Origin of the sequence: Burkholderia sp. BCC1996, assembly GCF_905339955.1 — a bacterium.
Taxonomy (GTDB): Bacteria; Pseudomonadota; Gammaproteobacteria; order Burkholderiales; family Burkholderiaceae; genus Burkholderia.
In genome coordinates this window covers 1-19,721 of record NZ_CAJPHM010000004.1, presented here as the reverse complement: position 1 = coordinate 19,721, position 19,721 = coordinate 1, and the positions used below count along the sequence as shown (strand labels likewise).

Annotated in this window: 13 protein-coding genes, 1 tRNA gene and 2 pseudogenes; 11 read left to right on the top strand and 5 right to left on the bottom strand. The window is 64.6% G+C overall.

Annotation, left to right across the window (positions count from 1 at the left end):
• Window positions 1-107: 107 nt before the first annotated feature.
• The 5 genes and pseudogenes from cysD to U4Z64_RS06280 all read left to right on the top strand — a co-directional run.
• A pseudogene (gene cysD / locus U4Z64_RS06300) lies at window positions 108-1,031 on the top strand (sulfate adenylyltransferase subunit CysD); the annotation flags it as partial.
• Entirely contained in the window at window positions 1,031-2,944 is a 1,914-nt protein-coding gene (gene cysN, locus U4Z64_RS06295; protein ID WP_321819481.1) for a sulfate adenylyltransferase subunit CysN, read from the top strand. The pseudogene cysD and the gene cysN, both read left to right, overlap by 1 nt.
• Before the next feature lie 133 nt (window positions 2,945-3,077).
• A complete protein-coding gene (locus U4Z64_RS06290; RefSeq protein ID WP_321819480.1) occupies window positions 3,078-4,265 on the top strand; it encodes a helix-turn-helix transcriptional regulator in 1,188 nt (395 codons plus the stop codon).
• A 392-nt stretch (window positions 4,266-4,657) separates the two neighbouring features.
• Window positions 4,658-4,852, top strand: a pseudogene (locus tag U4Z64_RS06285) (MFS transporter); the annotation flags it as partial.
• Window positions 4,839-5,888, top strand: a complete 1,050-nt coding sequence (locus U4Z64_RS06280; protein WP_321819479.1) for a lactonase family protein — start codon at window positions 4,839-4,841, stop codon at window positions 5,886-5,888. The pseudogene U4Z64_RS06285 and the gene U4Z64_RS06280, both read left to right, overlap by 14 nt.
• 85 nt (window positions 5,889-5,973) lie before the next feature.
• On the opposite strand, the gene U4Z64_RS06275 is transcribed toward U4Z64_RS06280, so the two are convergent.
• Window positions 5,974-7,011, bottom strand: coding sequence for an AraC family transcriptional regulator (locus U4Z64_RS06275; RefSeq protein ID WP_321803876.1), 1,038 nt, complete (start codon window positions 7,009-7,011; stop codon window positions 5,974-5,976).
• A gap of 226 nt (window positions 7,012-7,237) precedes the next feature.
• Here U4Z64_RS06275 and U4Z64_RS06270 point away from each other — a divergent pair, with 226 nt between their 5' ends.
• Window positions 7,238-8,350, top strand: a complete 1,113-nt coding sequence (locus tag U4Z64_RS06270; protein WP_321819478.1) for a fatty acid desaturase — start codon at window positions 7,238-7,240, stop codon at window positions 8,348-8,350.
• Between the two features lie 41 nt (window positions 8,351-8,391).
• On the opposite strand, the gene U4Z64_RS06265 is transcribed toward U4Z64_RS06270, so the two are convergent.
• A complete protein-coding gene (locus tag U4Z64_RS06265; protein WP_321819477.1) occupies window positions 8,392-9,027 on the bottom strand; it encodes an HAD family hydrolase in 636 nt (211 codons plus the stop codon).
• A 325-nt stretch (window positions 9,028-9,352) separates the two neighbouring features.
• Between U4Z64_RS06265 and U4Z64_RS06260 the strand changes: the two genes are divergently transcribed.
• The 5 genes from U4Z64_RS06260 to U4Z64_RS06240 all read left to right on the top strand — a co-directional run bounded on the left by U4Z64_RS06260 (window position 9,353) and on the right by U4Z64_RS06240 (window position 16,578).
• A tRNA-Ser gene (locus U4Z64_RS06260) sits at window positions 9,353-9,443 on the top strand.
• Window positions 9,444-10,386: 943 nt separating this feature from the next.
• Window positions 10,387-12,894 (top strand): type VI secretion system Vgr family protein, encoded by a 2,508-nt coding sequence (locus U4Z64_RS06255; protein WP_321819476.1) that lies wholly within the window; start codon window positions 10,387-10,389, stop codon window positions 12,892-12,894.
• 60 nt (window positions 12,895-12,954) lie between these two features.
• Entirely contained in the window at window positions 12,955-15,771 is a 2,817-nt protein-coding gene (locus U4Z64_RS06250) for a glycoside hydrolase family 104 protein (RefSeq protein ID WP_321819475.1), read from the top strand.
• Between the two features lie 5 nt (window positions 15,772-15,776).
• Window positions 15,777-16,301 carry a hypothetical protein gene (locus tag U4Z64_RS06245; protein WP_321819474.1) on the top strand — a complete coding sequence of 175 codons (525 nt, stop codon included), beginning with the start codon at window positions 15,777-15,779 and terminating at the stop codon, window positions 16,299-16,301.
• 25 nt (window positions 16,302-16,326) lie between these two features.
• On the top strand, window positions 16,327-16,578 hold the full coding sequence (locus U4Z64_RS06240) for a PAAR domain-containing protein (protein ID WP_321812589.1): 252 nt from the start codon (window positions 16,327-16,329) through the stop codon (window positions 16,576-16,578).
• Window positions 16,579-16,725: 147 nt separating this feature from the next.
• On the opposite strand, the gene U4Z64_RS06235 is transcribed toward U4Z64_RS06240, so the two are convergent.
• The 3 genes from U4Z64_RS06235 to U4Z64_RS06225 form a co-directional block, all read right to left on the bottom strand.
• A complete protein-coding gene (locus U4Z64_RS06235) occupies window positions 16,726-18,741 on the bottom strand; it encodes a sodium:solute symporter family protein (protein WP_044847629.1) in 2,016 nt (671 codons plus the stop codon).
• A gap of 3 nt (window positions 18,742-18,744) precedes the next feature.
• Entirely contained in the window at window positions 18,745-19,089 is a 345-nt protein-coding gene (locus U4Z64_RS06230) for a DUF4212 domain-containing protein (protein WP_321819473.1), read from the bottom strand.
• Window positions 19,090-19,174: 85 nt separating this feature from the next.
• Window positions 19,175-19,721 (bottom strand): AMP-binding enzyme (locus tag U4Z64_RS06225; protein WP_415750553.1); only part of this gene is annotated, 547 nt, incomplete at its 5' end.

Genomic DNA, 19,721 nt, shown 5'->3' with positions numbered 1-19,721 from the left:
GATCCGCTGCCCGCCGCGCCGCGTGTTAGTCCACCCGGACGAAGAACGGCACCGCCCTCGCTCGATACCGTTGGCGTCATGCACGAAACGCCGCACATGTCGCGCGGCACCGGCATGCAACAAGGAGACGAACGATGTTGACCCACTTGGAGCGACTGGAGGCCGAAAGCATCCACATCATGCGCGAGGTGGTCGCGGAAAGCGAAAACCCGGTGATGCTCTATTCGATCGGCAAGGACAGCTCGGTCATGCTGCACCTCGCGATGAAGGCGTTCTACCCGGCGAAACCGCCCTTTCCGCTGCTGCACGTCGATACGACGTGGAAGTTCCGCGAGATGATCGCGTTTCGCGACGAGACGGCCGCGCGCCTCGGCCTCGACCTGCGCGTGCACGTGAACCCCGACGGCGTCGCGAACGACATCAATCCGTTCACGCACGGCTCGGCCGTGCACACCGACGTGTGGAAAACGCAGGGGCTCAAGCAGGCGCTCGACCACTACGGTTTCGACGCCGCGTTCGGCGGCGCGCGCCGCGACGAGGAGAAATCGCGCGCGAAGGAGCGCATCGTGTCGCTGCGCTCGGAGCAGCACCGCTGGGATCCGAAGCGCCAGCGTCCCGAACTCTGGTCGCTGTACAACGCGCGCAAGCGCCGCGGCGAAAGCCTGCGCGTATTCCCGATTTCCAACTGGACCGAACTCGACATCTGGCAATACATCCGGCTGCACGACATTCCGATCGTTCCGCTCTACTACGCAAAGGAGCGGCCGGTGGTCGAGCGCGACGGCGCGCTGATCATGGTCGACGACGAACGCCTGCCGCTGCGCGACGGCGAAGTGCCGCAGATGCGCAAGGTGCGCTTTCGCACGCTCGGCTGCTATCCGCTGACGGGTGCGATCGACAGCGATGCGAGCTCGCTCGACGACATCCTGCAGGAGATGCGCGACACGCGCACGTCCGAGCGCCAGGGACGACTGATCGACAGCGATTCGGCCGGTTCGATGGAAAAGAAGAAACAGGAGGGATATTTCTGATGGCACACGTACTCACCGCCCCCGAGGCACTTGCGCACACGACGCCCGACATGCACGCCGACGATGCGCAAACGAAGGACCTGCTGCGCTTCATCACGTGCGGCAGCGTCGACGACGGCAAGAGCACGCTGATCGGCCGCCTGCTCTACGAATCGAACATGCTGTTCGACGACCAGTTGACCCAGCTCGAAGCCGATTCGAAGAAGGTCGGCACGCAAGGCGGCGAACTCGATTTCGCGCTGCTCGTCGACGGCCTGTCGGCCGAGCGCGAACAGGGCATCACGATCGACGTCGCATATCGCTTCTTCGCGACCGCGCGACGCAAGTTCATCGTCGCCGACACACCAGGCCACGAGCAGTACACGCGCAACATGATCACCGGCGCGTCGACCGCCGATCTCGCGGTGATCCTGATCGACGCGCGCAAGGGCGTGCTCACGCAAACGCGCCGCCACAGCCATCTCGTCGCGCTGATCGGCATCAAGCGCGTCGTGCTCGCGATCAACAAGATGGACCTGGTCGACTACGACCGCGCCGTGTTCGAGCGTATCGACGCCGACTACCGCGCGTTCGCGGCCGAACTCGGCCTCGACGAAATCGTCAGCATTCCGATGTCCGCGCTGCGCGGCGACAACGTGATCGCATCGAGCGCTCGGATGCCGTGGTACGCGGGCCCGCCGCTGATGCGGCATCTCGACACGCTGCCGCTCGTCGAGCGCGTGACGCGCGACGAACCGTTCCGGCTGCCCGTGCAATGGGTCAACCGTCCGCACCTGAACTTCCGCGGTTATGCCGGCAGCATCGCGTCGGGCGAAGTGCGCGTCGGCGAACGCGTGCGCGTGCTGCCGTCCGGCAAGGAGAGCCGCGTTGCGTCGGTGATCACGCCGGCCGGCGAAGCCGATGTCGCGCGCGCCGGCGAAGCGGTGACGCTCACGCTCGCCGACGAGATCGACATCAGTCGCGGCGACATGATCGCGCGTGCCGACGCGCCACCGGAAGTCGCCGACCAGTTCGAGGCGACGCTCGTGTGGATGCACGACGAACCGCTGCTACCGGGCCGGCCGTATCTCGTGAAGCTCGGCACGCAGACGGTCGGCGCGACCTGCGCGACGCCGAAGTACAAGATCGACGTGAACACGCGCGAGCATCTCGCCGCGCGCACGCTCGCGCTGAACGAGATCGGCGTGTGCAACCTGAGCTTCGACCGGCCCGTCGCGTTCGATCCGTACGACCTGAATCGCCACACCGGCGGCTTCATCGTGATCGACCGCTTCACCAACGACACGGTCGGCGCCGGGATGCTGCACTTCGCGCTGCGCCGCGCGCACAACGTGCACTGGCAGGCCGTCGACGTCGACCGCGACGCGCGCGCGGTGCAGAAGGCGCAGACGCCGCGCATCGTATGGCTGACCGGGCTGTCGGGCGCGGGCAAGTCGACGATCGCGAACCTCGTCGAGCGGCGCCTGCATGCGCTCGGCAAGCACACGTACCTGCTCGACGGCGACAACGTGCGGCACGGCCTGAACCGCGATCTCGGCTTCACCGAGGCCGATCGCGTGGAGAACATCCGGCGCGTGGCCGAAGTCGCGCGGCTGATGCTCGATGCCGGGCTCATCACGCTCGTGTCGTTCATCTCGCCGTTCCGCGCGGAACGCGACATGGCGCGCGCGCTGGTTCGTCCCGACGAGTTCGTCGAAGTGTTCGTCGACACGCCGCTCGCGGTCGCCGAGGAACGCGATCCGAAGGGGCTGTACAAGAAGGCGCGCAAGGGCGAACTGAAGCACTTCACGGGCATCGACTCGCCGTACGAGCCGCCGGCGCAGCCGGAACTGCGCATCGATACGGTGGCCGAGTCGCCGGAGGCCGCGGCGGAACGCATCGTCGCGTACCTGCTGCGCGAACGCACCGCGTAAGCGGCGCCAGCGCGACGCACGCTGCGTCGCTCCGGCACGGCCCGCGTCGTCTACTCCGTTCGGATGACGCGGGCGGCTGGCCGGTCGGTATGCTGGCTCGGGAGCATTCACCCCGACCCAGGAGAACACGAGCATGCGGATCGCGCTGGCGCCCGGCGACACGGCCGCACACGACAGCTTCGACGACGCGGCATGGACGGCCCGCGAACTCAGCGCGTGGCTCGGGCTCGTCTATCAGGGCCCGTCCGAGACGACGCCTTGGGCAGGCTTTCTCGAAGCGATGCGCGTGCGGCTCGACGCGAGCTTCACGACGCTCGTGCTGCGCAGCCCGCGCGGCACGCGGCGCGGGCTCATCATCAACGCATCGACCCACGGCCCGCTGCTGCCCGGCGAACCGTCGTACAGCGAAGAGTTCTACGCGCTGTGCCCGTTTCTCGACCTCCCGCCCGGCCAGGTGTTCACGGCCGACACGCTGTTCGGCGCGACGCGCTGGTGCGCGCACGATTTCTACCGTCAATACCTGCAGCCGCTCGACCTGCGCTTCATCCTCGGTGCGATCCTGCGCGGCGAGCGCGGCGTCGAGTGCGCGTTCTTCGTGAGCCGCCCGCATCATGCGCGCGACTTCGACGCGGCCGAACGCGCGCAGGTCGCGACGCTGCTGCCGCACCTGCAGCGCGCGGTCGAGCTGCACGCGGCGCTCGACGTGCTCGACGCCGAACGCGCGCTGTACGCGGGCACGGTCGACCGGCTCGACGTCGGCACCGCGATCCTCGACGAGGACGGTCGCGTGATCAAGCACAACCGCATCGCCGAGCGGCTGTTCGAGCAGCAGGACGGCCTGTGCCTGCGCCAGGAGCGGCTCCATGCATCGTGCCCGCTCGACGAGCGCCGGCTGCAGAAGGCGCTGCAGGCCGCGCTCGAGCATTTCCGCGCGGGTGCGCTCGGCCGCATCGAGGCCACCACGCTGTCGCGCCCCGGCGGCGCGATGCCGTTGAACGTGCTGCTGCGCCCGCTCGCGCCCTTTCACGGCGCGGAGGACCGCCAGCACCGGCCGGCCGTCGCGGTGTTCGTCCGCGATCCGGCGTCGTCGCCGCAGACCTCTCGCGACATGCTGCACCGGCTGTTCCGCCTCACGCCGATGGAAACCGAGATCGCGCTGTTGCTCGTCGACGGCCTGACGCTCGACGAAGCGGCCGCCGCGACCGGCATCACGAAGAACACCGCCCGTGCGCATCTGCGCGGAATCTTCGCGAAGACGGGGGCGACACGGCAGGCCGTGCTCGTGAAGATGCTGCTGAACAGCGTCGTGTCGATGGCATAGCGGGCCGCGCACGAAGCCGGCCGGTTGCCGGGGCGAAGTGCGCCGCAGGGCAGCACCGAGCGGCACGCCTGCCCACTCACGTCATCCGTCATCAGATGTGATTGCGCACGGAGACAACCTCCCGGCATTTCCCGATATTCGGATATATTCGGGGTAAACCCGTGACGTCATATCAGGATCTCCGGCGTACCATGTCATACGACAACATACTACTTAGATCCCCACCCGACGCGAACGCGGGCCGCTGCCCCGTTCGCCGCCCGCCCGGAGACTCCCTTGACCTCGCCCGCCCTGCCCGGCCGCGCCCCGCTCGCATCCGCCACCTCGAAAGTGAAATGGCACGTGCAGCCGCTCGTGCCGATCATGTTCATCGCGAACGATATCGACCGCTGCCGACGGCCTTCGGCTATCTGAAGCAACATACGGGTTCGATCGCGGGCGACCGGGATGCGCTCGCGATCGCGTTCCTAGTCGCCACGGTCGCCGCGCCGTTCGCGCGTACGCGCCGGCGCAGCGATCCGCCGCGCGGCCTGCCGACCGACGAGTCCTTCACGCACACCGCAATGCTCCGCCATGCCGAACACTGACCGCCTGACCGTCGTCGTCCCGAATGCCGTCGACGGCGACCTCGCCACGTTCTCGCTCACGTCCGACGGCACGCTCGCGCCGCTCGCCCGCTACCCGGCCGGCGACGTCGCGATGCCGGTCGCCGTGCAGCCCGATCGCGCGCGGCTATACGTCGCGACGCGCGGCGAGCAGCCGACGATCGTCGCGTTCCGCGTCGCGGCGGCCACCGGCGCGCTCGCCCGCATCGGCGCGACCGCGATCGACGCGAGCCTCGCCTACCTGTCGCTCGACCGCAGCGGCCGCTGGCTGCTCGGCGCGTCGTACGGCGGCCATTCGCTGAGCCTCTACGACGCCGCGCGCGTGCGCGACGGCGACGGCGCGCCGCTGCAGGTCGCGCACGGTATCGCGAACGCGCATGCGGTCGTCGTGTCGCCGGACAACCGCTTCGCGTACGTGAGCTCGCTCGGCTCGGACCGGATCTTCACGTTCGCGCTGATCGAGGATGCCGGCGGCCTGCGTGCGGTCGAGCACGGCGAAACGCGCGTGCCGGGCGGCTTCGGGCCGCGCCACCTGCGCTTCGCGTGCGACGGCCGGATGCTGGTCGCGGTCAGCGAATTCCAGGCGATGCTCGCGACTTTCACACGCGACGCCGATAGCGGCCGCCTCGGCGACGCACGGGTCAGCGCGCGCCACCCGGCCGTCGCCGGCCTCGCGCAAGGCCATGCGCGCCCGCCCGCGCCGACCGGGCCCGCCGTGTGGGCTGCCGATCTCCACCTGACGCCCGACGAGCGCTTCGCGTATGTGAGCGAACGCACGTCGAGCCAGTTGCTCTGCTATCGCCGCGATGCGGACGGCGCCTTCGACCCCGTACACGCGACGGCCACCGAAACGCAGCCGCGCGGCTTCGCGATCGATCCGTCGGGACGCTGGCTCGTCGCGTGCGGCGAGCAGTCGGAATACGTATCGGTGTACGCGATCGCGTCGGACGACGGCACGCTGGCGTTGCACGCCCGCGTGCCGGGCGGCCGCGGGGCGAACTGGGTGGCGATTGTCTGACGGGTCCATCGACCGATGGATCGAATGATTGCTTGATCGACGCCGGGCGCACGACCGGCACCGGCCCGCGCCGCCCGACGCGCCGTCAGCGCCGCTCGCTCGGCGCGACGCCGGTCCAGCGCTTGAACGCACGCGTGAAATTCGCGCGGTCGGTATAGCCGACCCGCGCCGCGATCTCGTCGACCGGGAGGCGCGTGCCCTCGAGCAACCGTAGCGCATCGCGCAGCCGGATCTCGTCGAGCAGCGCCGAATAGGTCGCACCAAATTCCGCGAGCTTGCGTTTGAGCGTGCGCGCCGACACATGCAGTTCGCGCGCGATTTCGTCCACCGACGGATAACCGGTCTCGCCGCAGATCAGCAGGTTGCGCACGCGCTCGACGATGCTTTCCGCATAGCCGAGCCGCGCGAGTTCGGCCTCGCATTGCTGGACGATCATCTGCGCGGTCTGCGCGTTCGCGGTGCCGATCGGCTCGTCGAGCAGCGCGGCGTCGCAGCGGATACGGTTCGCGCTCGCGTCGAAATGACAGCGCGGCAGCCGCGCGCGATAGCGCTCGAACCACGGCGGCTCGGGCCATTCGAAATGCAGCTCCGCACGCGACTGCAGCGTGCGCCCCGGCGCGGGATCGAGCAGCGAGTTGAACAGGATCGCCGTCTCGACCAGGAAGTTTTCCACCGCGAACTGGCGCAACCGGCCGAGCGGAAACGCCTCGAGCACGTCGATGTCGACGATCCCGTCGAGCTGGGCGAGCCGCACCGAAAAGAACGGCACGCGCGTCGGCAGGTAGCGGATGCCGAGCGCGATCGCCTCGCCGAGCGTTGCGCAACTCATCAGCCCGAAGCCGATCAGCCCGGATTTCGTGAGGCTGCTGCGCAGGCCGATCTCGATCGCGATCGACGGATCGCCCGTCGCCTCGAGCAGGTTGAACACGATCGCCGCCTGCTGCAGCGGCGTGATGCGCGCGTCGGGCTGCGCGAGCCGCTCGCGCTCGACGCCCGAGCCCGCGAGAATCCGGCCGCCATCGATGCCGCGCTCCTCGGCGAGCATCAGCATGAACAGCGCATACGCGGACGATACCGTCGCCTTGTTCAGCTGGCGCGCGGCATCCGGGGCGGACAGGGCCATGCGGCGGACTCCGGAGCGGTTTCGGCGGATTGTAGCGCTGCTGGCCCGTAATGACACCGCAGCGGCATTCTAGCCGCCCGATGCGGCATCGCACGCCCGTGCACCGGCCACCGTGACCCGAAATGACACCATCATTGGCACCGGCGGCCCTCGCGTGCGCTCCGGGGCGCGCCTATGCTTGTCACATCGGCATTGCGCCCCACTCTTTCCGCACGGATTCCGGTCGATGAGCCAACCCGCACGAACCGTCTTTCATCACGACGCCGACAAGGTCGCGTATGTCCGCCGCGAGGTCAACGCCGCGAGCGATGCGATCCGCGCGCGCTTTCCGCTGCTCGACAACCAGAACCTCGTCGGCGCGACCGTGATGGCCGTGTCGGTGGGCGCGATGCTCGCGATCGCGTGGCTGCATGCGCGCGGCGCGATCGCGTGGTACGTCGCGTTGCCGCTCGCCGCGTTCGTCACGTCGCTGATCCACGAACTCGAGCACGACCTGATCCACCTGATGTACTTCAAGAAGACGCCATGGGCCTATCACCTGATGATGGCGCTGTGCTGGCTCACGCGGCCGGGCACGATCAACCCGTGGACGCGCCGGCGCATGCACCTGCATCACCACAAGGTATCGGGCGGCGAATCGGATCTCGAGGAATTCGGCATCACCAACGGCGAACGCTGGGGCGTGAAGCGCCTGCTGATGATCGCGGACGGCATGCTCGCCGTCGTGCTGCGGCCGGATGCGATGCGCCGCAAGGTCAAGCAGTACGTGGCCGCGCAGCCGGTGCAGGATGCGGCCGAGCGCGCGCAATTGCGCATCGAGCAGGCATCGTCCTACATGCCGGTCGGTCACGCGTACTACGCGCTGTGGCACGCGTTCATCGTGTATCACGCCGGCCTGTTCGCGCTGCATGCGTTCGGCTACGCGGTGACCGTGCCGGCCGTCGTCGAGCGCGTGATGAGCGTCGTCGATTTCCTCGCGGTCGTGTGGCTCGGGCCGAACTTCGTACGCAGCTTCTGCATCAACTTCGTCAGCTCGAACATGCATTACTTCGGCGACATCGATTCGCGCAACGTGATCCAGCAGACCCAGGTGCTCAACCCGTGGTGGATGCTGCCGTTCCAGCTGTTCTGCTTCAACTTCGGCAGCACGCACGCGATCCATCACTTCGTGGTGCGCGATCCGTTCTACATCCGGCAGCTGACCGCGCGCACCGCGCATGCGGCGCTGCGTGAAGTCGGCGTGCGGTTCAACGATGTCGGCACGTTCAGGCGCGCCAATCGCTGGGGCGCGTATCGTCCGATTCGCGGTACGCGCGGCGCGCAACGCGCCGACGCGTAACGGCGGGCGGCGCGGCTCGCCGCGCGGGTCCCGTCAGTCCGTCAGTCGGTCAGTCCGTCAGCGCCGATCGCCGGCATCGGTCCCTGCCCGCGGATCCATGCCCGGTTCGCGAGTTCGGCCATTTCCTTGTCGCCGCGGCTGTCGCCGTACGCGAACAGCTTCGCGGGCGGCTGATTTCCCCACCAGCCGCGCAAGCGCACGACCTTCTGCGGGCCCCAGCAGTTCTCGCCGTTCAGCCGCCCGGCGAACGCGCCGCGCTCGAACGCGAGGCGCGTCGCGAGCACCGTGCCGATGCCGACCGTCTTCGCCCACTTCTCCAGATACAGCGACGGCGACGCGCTGACCAGCACGACTTCATGCCCGCGCGCCTGATGCTCGCGCACCCGTTCCAGCATGTCCGGACGCACGAGGTTCGGCAGATAACCATCGACGAAGCGGCGCGCGAGCGCGTCGAGCGCGTCCTCGCGGATCGGCCCGAACGCAAACCATGCGAACTTCGCCTTCGCATCGCCGCGCGACAAGAGGCCCGCCTTCATCGCGACGATCCACGGCAGCGCGCGCAGCCCGGCCCATGCGAAACGCGGCGTGCCGACCGCGTAGCGGACGAAATGACGGAAACTGTCGGTGGTCGTGATGGTGCCGTCGAAATCGAATGCGGCGACGATGCGGTCGGTCATGGAGAGGCGGGAAAGCGGTGAGATGCCCGGGAAGATAGCAGAGTCGGGACGCCGTGCGTGCGGGTGCGGGCAGCGGCGCGACTGGCGGCACGGCTCGATACGCGATCGCGTCAGTTCGCGCTTTTCCGATACAACGCGACATACCCCGCGAGCATCGGCAGCAATGACCCGCTGACCCGGTTCAGCCACGTCCCCCCGGCCGCCGCCACACCCGCACCGAATGCACGTCGTGCGAGCGTCGCTGGAAGGTTTTGGGGCCGGTTCCGGCCGATCGTCAAAGGGAGTGGCGGGAGGCCGCCAGAGTTTGCTATACTCTCGTTCTTCCGGAGAGATGGATGAGTGGTTTAAGTCGCACGCCTGGAAAGCGTGTATAGGTTAATCGCCTATCGGGGGTTCGAATCCCCCTCTCTCCGCCAGAATCAATGAAAAGGCCCCGCAAGATCGATCGATTTTGCGGGGCTTTTTTGCGACATGCGACGTGGAATCAAGTCGCGTTGGCCGCCCTCTTCCCTGCTTCCGCGACCGATCATGGCAATGGGCCAGTCGCCGCGCGGTTGTTCCGTGCCCCTGTCACGCCGGCGCGCCCCCTGGAGGCGTTAGAGCGTCGACCCGACATCGACGTTTTCGTCACGGCGTACCAGACCGACAGCGGGTGGTTGCCGATCGCCCGTCGCTTCGAAGACGTGCTGTCGGTATCCATCGGGTTCGACAGCATTCTCCTTATTCGTCTAGCCGTCCGATAGATTCGCCATATATGCGCGTATGTATTGGACGAAACAAAATGGCGTCGCTCTATCAAACCAATGGACGTACGGTCCTGCAAATTTCACTGCCCCCTTCAATTTCGTCCCAATCGAAAGCAACAGCTCGCGCATAACCACGATGGGTTGCCATAATTTCAATCGCTGCCCAACTTTACGTAACGATTTGTGAACTTCGTTGAATCAGAGTATTCACTTATCACGGGATCGCTGACAGTCGATGAAGCTTGCAGACGTGTACTAACCAAATCCGCAAAACATAGTGCACACGCCGGAAAACGCTGATCCGAGGTATCGTACAGTCGTAGTTTTCTTATTGAAGCCAGACGCATCTCGATAGGGATCGAATCGTTTCAAAAAGATGCCAGCAGCAGCGTTGAGAAAATCTTAAAGGATCGTTGCCCCACAGTTACCGATTCGAACTGACTTCGGTATGATTTTTTGTGCAATCAAGCGCGGGGCACACCGCCTCCCATTTTCAATGGCGCACCCCATTTAAACAGAACATCTCAAATATATCGCCGTTTATTCCGAACGATAAAATTGTTTGGATATTCGGTGATGGTCGGGCGCGTTTTCCATGAACCGGGGTGACCGAATGGGCCGGGAAGTCTTGCTGAAGGTGCTGCGCGGCGGCTACGCGCAGTTCGATCGCGTGATCAAACTTGACACGCCGCTCGGCGACGACTGGCTCGTGCCGCTGTACGTCAAGATCAACGCACGGCTCGGCCGCAATTTCGAGGTGACCGTCGACGCATCGTCCGTCGTGGGCGACAAAATCAAGCTCAACGCCCTGATGCTGCAACCTGTCACGCTGTGGATCCGCCAGACGGGCGGCCGCTATCTGCCGATCCACGGCTACGTGCAACGCGCCCGTCGCGTCGGAAACGACGGGGCCGTCTCGTATTTCCAGCTCCAGTTCTCCTCCTGGTTGAGCTTTTTGAAACTCGGCAGCGATCGGCGCGACTGGCAGGAAGCCAGCGGCTGGCAGATTCTCACCGACGTATTCGACAAGCATCCGCAAGCTTCCGGCAACTATGGTCACGAACTGCGCACGGCGGTGCGCTCGTATTCGCACCGCGTGCAGTGGGAAACCGACTGGAATTTCGTGCATCGGAGCCTGGAGGAAGTCGGTGTGTTTCCGCGCTTCGATTTCGCGCAGGACGGCAAGTCGCACAAGGTCATCATGATGGACGACCTGTATTTCGGACCTTCTCTGCCGAATGCGGAGATGAAGTTCAGCCACGCGGGCACCGACGAGGATTTCGACGGGCTCACCCAGTTGAGCGAACAGCAGGACGTCCAGAGCGCGACACTCACGCTCGGAACGGCCGACTACAAGCGGCCGGACCTCGACAAACAGGTCAGCACGCCGGCGGCGGATCTGGATGATTTGCCCGGTCAAGGCGAAGACTATCTGTATACGGGCTCGCAGACCTGGGCCAAATCCGATGTCGGACAACAACAGGCCCGCATTCGAACCGAAGAATGGGCTTCGCGTGCGAAGCGCTATTTCGCGATCGGCAGTCCGCGCTATGCGCTGCCCGGCTACTGGTTCAGGGTATCCGGGCATCCTCTCTTCGATGCGTTGCCAGCGGACGAGCGCGAGTTGTCGATCATCGCGAGCGACTGGCTGATCCAGAACAACGTGCCGGGAATGGATGCGCTCACGCGATTCCCGCGCAGCCTGCGCAGCGAAATCGAACAGGCCCAGTCCACCGGGGCCGGTACGACCGTGAGCCACCGCGATGGCGGCGTCGGATTTTTTCACGTCGAGATCGAAGCGCAGCGCCGCAAGACACCCTTTCGCAGCCCGTTCGCGCATCAGAAGCCGGAGATGCACTTGCAGACGGCGATCGTCGTAACCGACAGCAACGAGGAAATCGTCACGGACGACGGCAACCGTGTGCGGGTCCGGACATCGAACAGCCGGAACGATCGCAATACGAAGTCGACGTCGTGGATCCGGGCGGCGATGCCGGACGCAGGTGCAAGGCGTGGCGGTTATTTTCCGTTGCGCAAAGATGATCAGGTGCTCCTGGGCTTCGTGAACGGCGATTGCGACCGGCCGGTCATCATCTCGCGATTGCATGGTGGCGCAACGATGCCGGTATGGCATACCCATGGCCTGCTGTCCGGCTTCCGCTCCCGCGAATATGGTGGCGACGGTTTCAACCAGTTCGTCATGGATGACTCGAGCGGTCAGAACCGCGTCCACCTTTACTCGTCGAGCTACAGCTCTCATCTGCATTTGGGCTATCTGATCGAGCAGAGCGACAACACGCGCGGCACGTTCCTTGGCAACGGGTTCGACCTGAAATCCGGCGCGTACGGCGCGGTGCGCGCCGAGCAAGGCCTGTATGTGTCGACGCAGCCGGCCACCGCGCAGCCGCTGAACGTAACGGCCGCAACCGAGCCGCTCGCCGGTGCGGAGGCCGTGTTCGAAGCCGCGTCGAGGGCCAGCGAAACGAACCGCGCCGAAAGCCTGCACGACGGCCAGGCCGCGCTGAAGTCGTTCACCGACGCGACGCAGCGCACGATCGCTGGCGCGACCGGCGGTGGCCGCACAGCCGGCGGCGGCACCGGCAACGCGAATGGTTTTGCGAAGCCGGTGATGCTGCTATCGAGTCCTGAAGGGATCGCCGCGTCGACGCAGCAATCGGTGCATGTCACGGCAAACCAGCACGCGAACGTCGTGGCAGGCAGGAACATCAACCTGGCGGCCGGCAAAGCGTTGCTGGCCAGTGTGCTCGACAAGATCAGCCTGTTCGCGCAGAACCTCGGCATCAAGATTTTCGCCGCAAAGGGGCCGGTAGACATTCAGGCACAGAGCGGCACCGTTTCACTGGTCGGCCTGCAGGACGTGAAGATCGAAAGTGCGGACGGACGTCTGATTCTGACGGCCGCGGAGGAAGTGTGGATCGGCGCGGGTGGCTCGTATATCCGCATCAAGGGCGGGCTGATCGAGAACGTGACGACCGGGCAGATCCTCGAAAAATGCGGAAGCTGGGACAAACCGGGCGGTGCGAGCGGAGCGATTCGCGATCCGTTGCAGACAACGCCGGTGTCGACCGATGGCGGCCGCGGCTCACTCTTCTCCGGTTGACGCCAGGCCCGCCACCACCCGAGCAGCAAGAAAAACGAGAACCGAGAGATTCCGGGAAACATGAGCAATAGCCACCCTACCCCGAAGCCCATCGCGCCGGCCCGACCGGCGTCTCCCCCGAGCACACGTGCGGCATCACCTTACACACCGCTGAACTGGGCTTTTCCGTTCACGCCGGTCGGCAAGGATGACCCGGCCAACCCGATGACCTACATGAAGGCGTTGGCAGCCGCCGAGGACGGGTTCTATCCGTTGGGCGCGAACGGCATGTGGCACGGCGGCATCCACTTCGACCAGAACACGGCTGCGCGATTGAGGCAAGGCGACGGGATCCGCGCGATCGCCGACGGTGACGTCGTCGCGTACCGGCTGGACAGCAAGTATCCGGAGCAGCGCTATCAGGACGGTCGACACGCGTTGTACTCGACGGGGTTCGTGTTGATCCGTCATCGATTGCAGTTGCCGCCTGTGCCCCCACCGCCGAAGGCGAACGCGGCGAAGGATTCCTCAACGCAGCCGACGACATCATCGACCACGCCCACGCCGCCAGCTCCGTCGGCGACTACGAACGCGACTGCGAGCAAGCCGGCACCGGACGAAACGCTGACGTTCTTCAGCCTGTACATGCATACGATGGACTGGAACACATACCGGTCTGCGGCTGAACAGGCGAAAGTCGCACCGGTCGGCCGGTCCGGGCCGAACATCGGACCGATGCCGTATTGGGAGGGCGATCGCTACTATGTCGTCGGCAACAAGGCAAACGACAAGCAGAACGCTCCGCGGCCGAAAGTGCCGGTATCGTCACTGCGCAAGACGATCAATCGCGACGTGCTCGGGGACTTCATCCAGAGCGATTTCAAGAAACTGCCGGAACCGGAAGAAAGCGACAAGGATGCGACGCAGCTCCCGCCCCCGATCACGGGTATCCGCATCCGCGATCTGCCGAACGGCAAGATCATCGGCATTCTGCCGCGGGGGTCGGAGTTGACCATATCGGACACTGACGAACGGGCACAAGCGAAACCAGGCTGGGCGAAAATCAAGTCCATCAAGTCGGGCACGCCGGCCGCGGCGGTCGTCGGCGCGCCGGCGTCGCCGCACGCGCCGTACGGATACGTCTTCCTCGGGGAACTCGATCCGATCGTCGACCCGAAGCCGCTAGACGCGGTCGTCGTGCTGAAGCAACCGTACAGGGTGAAGGCCGGCGACGTGATCGGCCGGCTCGGCCACTATCTGCGCTATCCGGATGCGAAGCTGCTGCCGCCGAAACCGAACCGGTCGCTGCTGCACCTCGAAGTATTTGCAGGCCCCGAACTCGAATCGTTTATCCAGAAGAGCCGTGATCGCGCAAAGCATCTGCCGGCGTCCAAAGCGTTCCTGGAAATCTCGCCCGGAGCGCAACTGGTTACCCATTTGCCGGAGCCCGCTCACAAGCTGCAACCGGGCACCAAGCTCGTACCACTCGCCGCCGACGCAAAGGGAAAGTGGGTGAAGGTACAACCGAAGACGGCCGCCCCCGGACATGGCAATCGCCGCGCGAAACCGATGTTCAACGACATCGGTACGCCTGTATGGGTCGACGGAAGCCTTGCCAATACGACCCTCGCTACGATCATGCCCGCCTGGAAGGACTTCCCGCTGAGCTTTTCGAGTGCGAAGGGCCCGGGAGCTGATTTCCGCGCCGTGTTTCGCACCGTCGATCTGGACAAGAACATCGCGCAGGACGACCAAGGGCGTCGCTGGTATTACGTGACGATCGGCACCAGGGACGGCGGCACGCGTGACGGATGGGTGTGCGAACAAGATCATCCGCTCGTGCGCATGTGCGGGCCGTGGGACTGGCCGGGCTTCGAGCTGATCGACAACAGCAGCATCAAGCCGCTCGACATGCTCAAGCGTTACATCTACGTCGCCGAGCAGTTCCTGGTCGACGAAGACAAGACCGAATTCGAGACGAGCGCAGCGACGGTCAACAGCAGCCCGCTCATCGCGAAACTCGAAAAGGCGATCGACGCGAACCACGACGGGAAAGTGACCGCCCAGGAACTGAAGCACGCGCAGGAAACCCCGTGGACGGCGGAAGCCCTCTCCCACCTCGTCGTACGGGGCGAGAGCGAATGGGGCGGCGGCCTGGGCAAGTGGGAGGCGTTGTCTCCGCTCATGAAGAAGCTGTTATGGCTGTGGAAGACCGAAATCGAGCGGATCGGAAAATTGCAGTGGTGGGAGCAGGTCACCGGTGTGGAGGGGTTCCCGAAGGAGCCAAATCCGTGGCATTTTCATCCGATTGGTTTGGTTGGAAACTTTATGGCCAGCGCTGGAGGGACTATCACTTTGGAAGAAGCACGAGTCAGAGCGTTCCTTCGGATGATCCGCGTTGGAGAAGGTACTCGTGGACTGGATAGTTATGAACGGCTATTTGGGGGGCAATCCTTTATCAAGGATTACGGGCGCACCTTTGACGATCACCCTCACATAATGATAACCAGATTGATCCGTGGGCGAAGCGTTACCTCCTCTGCCGCAGGAGCATATCAAGTTATGGGATATAACTGGGATGGTAACGACAGCAAGGCGTACCGAAAAATGGCGCGCATCACAGATTTCTCTCCTGTCTCTCAAGACAGGTACTGTGTCGCCCTGCTCAAGTTTAAACGACATGCGCTTGATGTCGTAAAGAACGGAGATCTAGACAGCGCAATATACAAATATCAATGCAATCTAGAATGGGCGAGTCTCCCCGGCGACAAATATGATCAAGGGGGAGTTACAATGCAATCTGTGCGAGCTCACTTCCAGAAGTTCGTTGATGAAGAGCTCGCGGGGCAAACAGAATTAGCCGTTCCAATTGGCGGACTAGACGACTTGATCAAGTGAAGACAATGAAACACAAGATCTCTATAGTTATGACAGCCATCCTCCTGGGGATCGCAACCACTGCGCAGCCCGAGACTCTTTCCAGCGAATTTTCCAATTACAGCACCCCAATATACACGGGGAAACTAAAAATACCAGATTATTACAAGAAAACTGACGATGGCTGGCGCGATGACGAGGGAAAATTGGTCGACACCCCCAACATCAATTTTGCAGGGAAGTATTTCATAGGAAGGCATAGTTGCGGAACGGAGTGCATTTACTACTCTCTATCCGACCTGACCACTGGAAAAGACTACAACTACCTGGACATGTTTTCATCAGGGGGAGACACACCAACCCGGACGCGAGATGGGAGGCGCTATTTTACTGAATTGCTAAGTATGGCGAGCAGTCGACTGCTCATTGCAAAATATCACATTTCCGCCTCCCCCGGACGCAGCGAAGAATGCAAACAGAAAGAATTTGAACTCAACAATTCAGGAAAAATCTCGCCAACATCAAAAAATACTGCACGCTGCAATAATTGAATTACCCGACCCTTGAGATTTCAGCATGATCGATTTAATCCGCGTCGGAGACGGGACGGACCACGGTGGCAAAGTCGAAACAGGTTCCACGAAAATGCGCTTTGACGGCCGCTACGTCGCGCGCAAAGGTGATCGCGTGTCGTGCCCACAGCATCCCGACGTCTCGCCCAATATCATCGAAGAAGGCGACTCATCGATGACGGACGACGGGATCCCGATCGCACGTCATGGACACCGCGCGACGTGTGGCTGTCACCTGATTTCGAGTCTCACCTGATCGTTTAGCCAGGTGTTGCTCCCGCCATGTGAAGCGATCATCTCCGAATTTCCGCGTCGCTCTTGTTCGCCGTCGCAGACGAGAACATGAAACCGGTTGAATCCGGAGCAAATCAAGCGGCTTCTCCGCAGGCGCGCCGCCCCCCCTTCACGGATGCCGAATGTAATCCACCAACGCCCGCGTATACTCATCCGGCTGCCGATCGAACAGGCTGACTGCGATCGCCACCGCGAACCCCGCCGGCACGCCGAACACGCCTGAACTGATCGGCTCGATCCCGAACCATGTCTGCCCGGCGAATCCGGTGAGCTGCGTGAAGTACGGATAAGTCGACACGATGTAGTACACGCACACCGCGAGCCCCGTCACCATCCCGGCGATCGCACCGCGCGTCGTCGTCCGCTTCCAGAACACCCCAAGCACGAGCACCGGAAAGAAGCTCGACGCCGCGAGCGAAAACGCAGCCCCGACCAGAAACAGGATCTTCCCGGTATTGAGCGACGCGACATACGACGCGAACAGCGCGACACCGAGCAGCAAGACCTTCGAGATCGTCACGCGCCGCTGGCTCGATGCATCCGGCGCGACCATGCAGTAATAGACGTCGTGCGACAACGCATTCGCGATCGTCAGCAGCAACCCGTCCGCGGTCGACAGCGCAGCAGCCAGCGCACCGGCCGCAATCAACCCCGACACGACATACGGCAGCCCCGCGATCTCCGGCGCGGCGAGCACGACCATGTCCGGCTGCATCTGGATCTCGGACCAGTGCACGATGCCGTCGCGAACCACCTCGACGACGCTGATCAGGTCCGGCTCGAAGTGATGCCACTGCGTGACCCACGCGGGCAATTCAGCGGTCGGCCGCCCGACGAGGTTGGTCAGAATCTCGTACTTGATCATCACCGCGAGCACCGGCACGCTCAGGTAGAACAGCGCGATGAAGAACAGCGTCCAGCCGACCGAACGCCGCGCGGATGCGACCGACGTCGTCGTGTTGTAGCGCGTGAGGATGTGCGGCAGGCTCGCGGTGCCGAGCGACAGGCACAGCAACAGCGCAAGGAAATTCCGCTCGCGCGGCTTGCGGTCGTCGTCGTTCGCCGCGGGAAACGGCTCGTGCATCGGCACGGGCGGCTCGGCGCGTGCCAGCAGGTCGTCGCGCGCCTGGGTCCAGGTCACGCGCGCCGCCGTCGGGTCGCGCGGAAAGTCCGCCAGCTCGCGCTCGCGCTGGTTGATCTCGCGCAGCGGCCCGTTGTGGCGCCGCAGGTCCGCGAGCTGGTCGACGAGTTGTCGGCGTGCATCCGCATACGATGCAGGCAAGCGATCGAGCTGCGCCTGCACGGCCGCCGCCTGCCGGCGATACGCATCGCGCACCTGCTGCTCCTCGGCCGCGTCGCGCAGCTGCGCCTCGCGCGCCGCCACGCGTTCCATCAGCTTGCCGTAATTGAATTGCGGCACCGGCCCGAGCCCGTTCTTCATCGCGATCAACGACACGGGAATCAGGATCGCGCTGATCAGGATGATGTACTGCGCGACCTGCGTCCACGTGACCGCGCGCATTCCGCCGAGAAACGAACACACGAGAATGCCCGCGAGCCCGCAGAAGATCCCGATCGCGAAATCGACGCCGATGAAGCGCGTCGCGATCAGCCCGATCCCCTGGATCTGCGCGACCAGATAGACGAACGAGCACAGGATCGCCGCGCCGGCAGCGAGCGCGCGCACGGCGGTGCTCGAAAAGCGCGTGCCGAGGAAATCGGGAATCGTGTAGCGCGCGAGCTTGCGCACGTACGGCGCAAGCAGGAACGCAACGAGGCAGAACCCGCCGGTCCACCCCATCACGTACGCGAGCGCATCGTAGCCGGTTGCGTAGAGCGAGCCGGCAAGGCCGATGAACGACGCCGCCGACAGCCAGTCGGCCGCCGTCGCCATCCCGTTGAACGCGGATGGCACGCGCCGCCCGGCCACGTAGTATTCGACGAGATCGGACGTGCGCGACAGCAGCCCGATCACCGCATACACGGCGATCGGCACGAACAGGAACACATAGCCGATCCACACGCCGGAGCCGGCCGCGCGCTCGATCCGCCACAGCAGCAGCACGAACCCGAGAAAGCCGAGTGTGTAAAGCGCGTACGCGCGAATCAGTCGATGCGTCAGCATGGATCAGCGAGCATGGTGCGCATTGCCCGCGTGCGCGGCATGTTCGTCGTACGCGCGCCGCAGCATGCGGTCCGCGCGTTGCATCAAGCCGATGTAGACGACGATCAGCACGAGATACACGAGAATCGCGCCCTGCGCGCCGACATAGAACGGCAGGCTGAAACCGGCGAAGCGAACGCCCGCGAGCGCGGGCGCGAAGAACGGCACGACGAACGACACCGTGAAGCCGATCGCCATCAGCACCAGGATCAATGCGACGTTGAAGCGCCAATAGCGCGCATGCGCACGCGCAAGCGGCTCGGGAACGGGCGGCGGCGCGGCAGGCGCCGGACGGTGCGGAACGGTCATGCCGTTATTTAGCAAAAAGCCCCTGCGCGGGCAATCGGGATTGCCGCGCAGGGGCCCGTGCGCGCAACGTGCGCAACAGGCGCGATCAGCGCACTTCGGCGAGCTGCTCGAGGATCGCCGGGTTCTCGAGCGTGGACGTGTCCTGCGTGATCGCCTCGCCCTTCGCGAGCGAGCGCAACAGGCGCCGCATGATCTTGCCCGAGCGCGTCTTCGGCAGGTTGTCGCCGAAGCGGATGTCCTTCGGTTTCGCGATCGGCCCGATCTGCTTGCCGACCCAGTCGCGCAGCGCCTTCGCGAGCGCCGCCGCTTCCTCGCCTTCCGGCCGCGAGCGCTTGAGCACCACGAACGCGACCACCGCCTCGCCGGTCGTGTCGTCCGGACGCCCGACCACCGCCGCTTCCGCAACCAGCTCGTGCGAGACCAGCGCCGACTCGATCTCCATCGTGCCGAGTCGGTGGCCCGACACGTTCAGCACGTCGTCGATGCGGCCCATGATCGTGAAGTAGCCGGTGTCCTTGTCGCGCACCGTGCCGTCGCCGGCGAGGTAGAGCGTGCCGCCGAGTTCTTCCGGGTAATAGCTCTTCTTGAAGCGCTCCGGGTCGCCCCAGATCGTGCGGATCATCGCCGGCCAC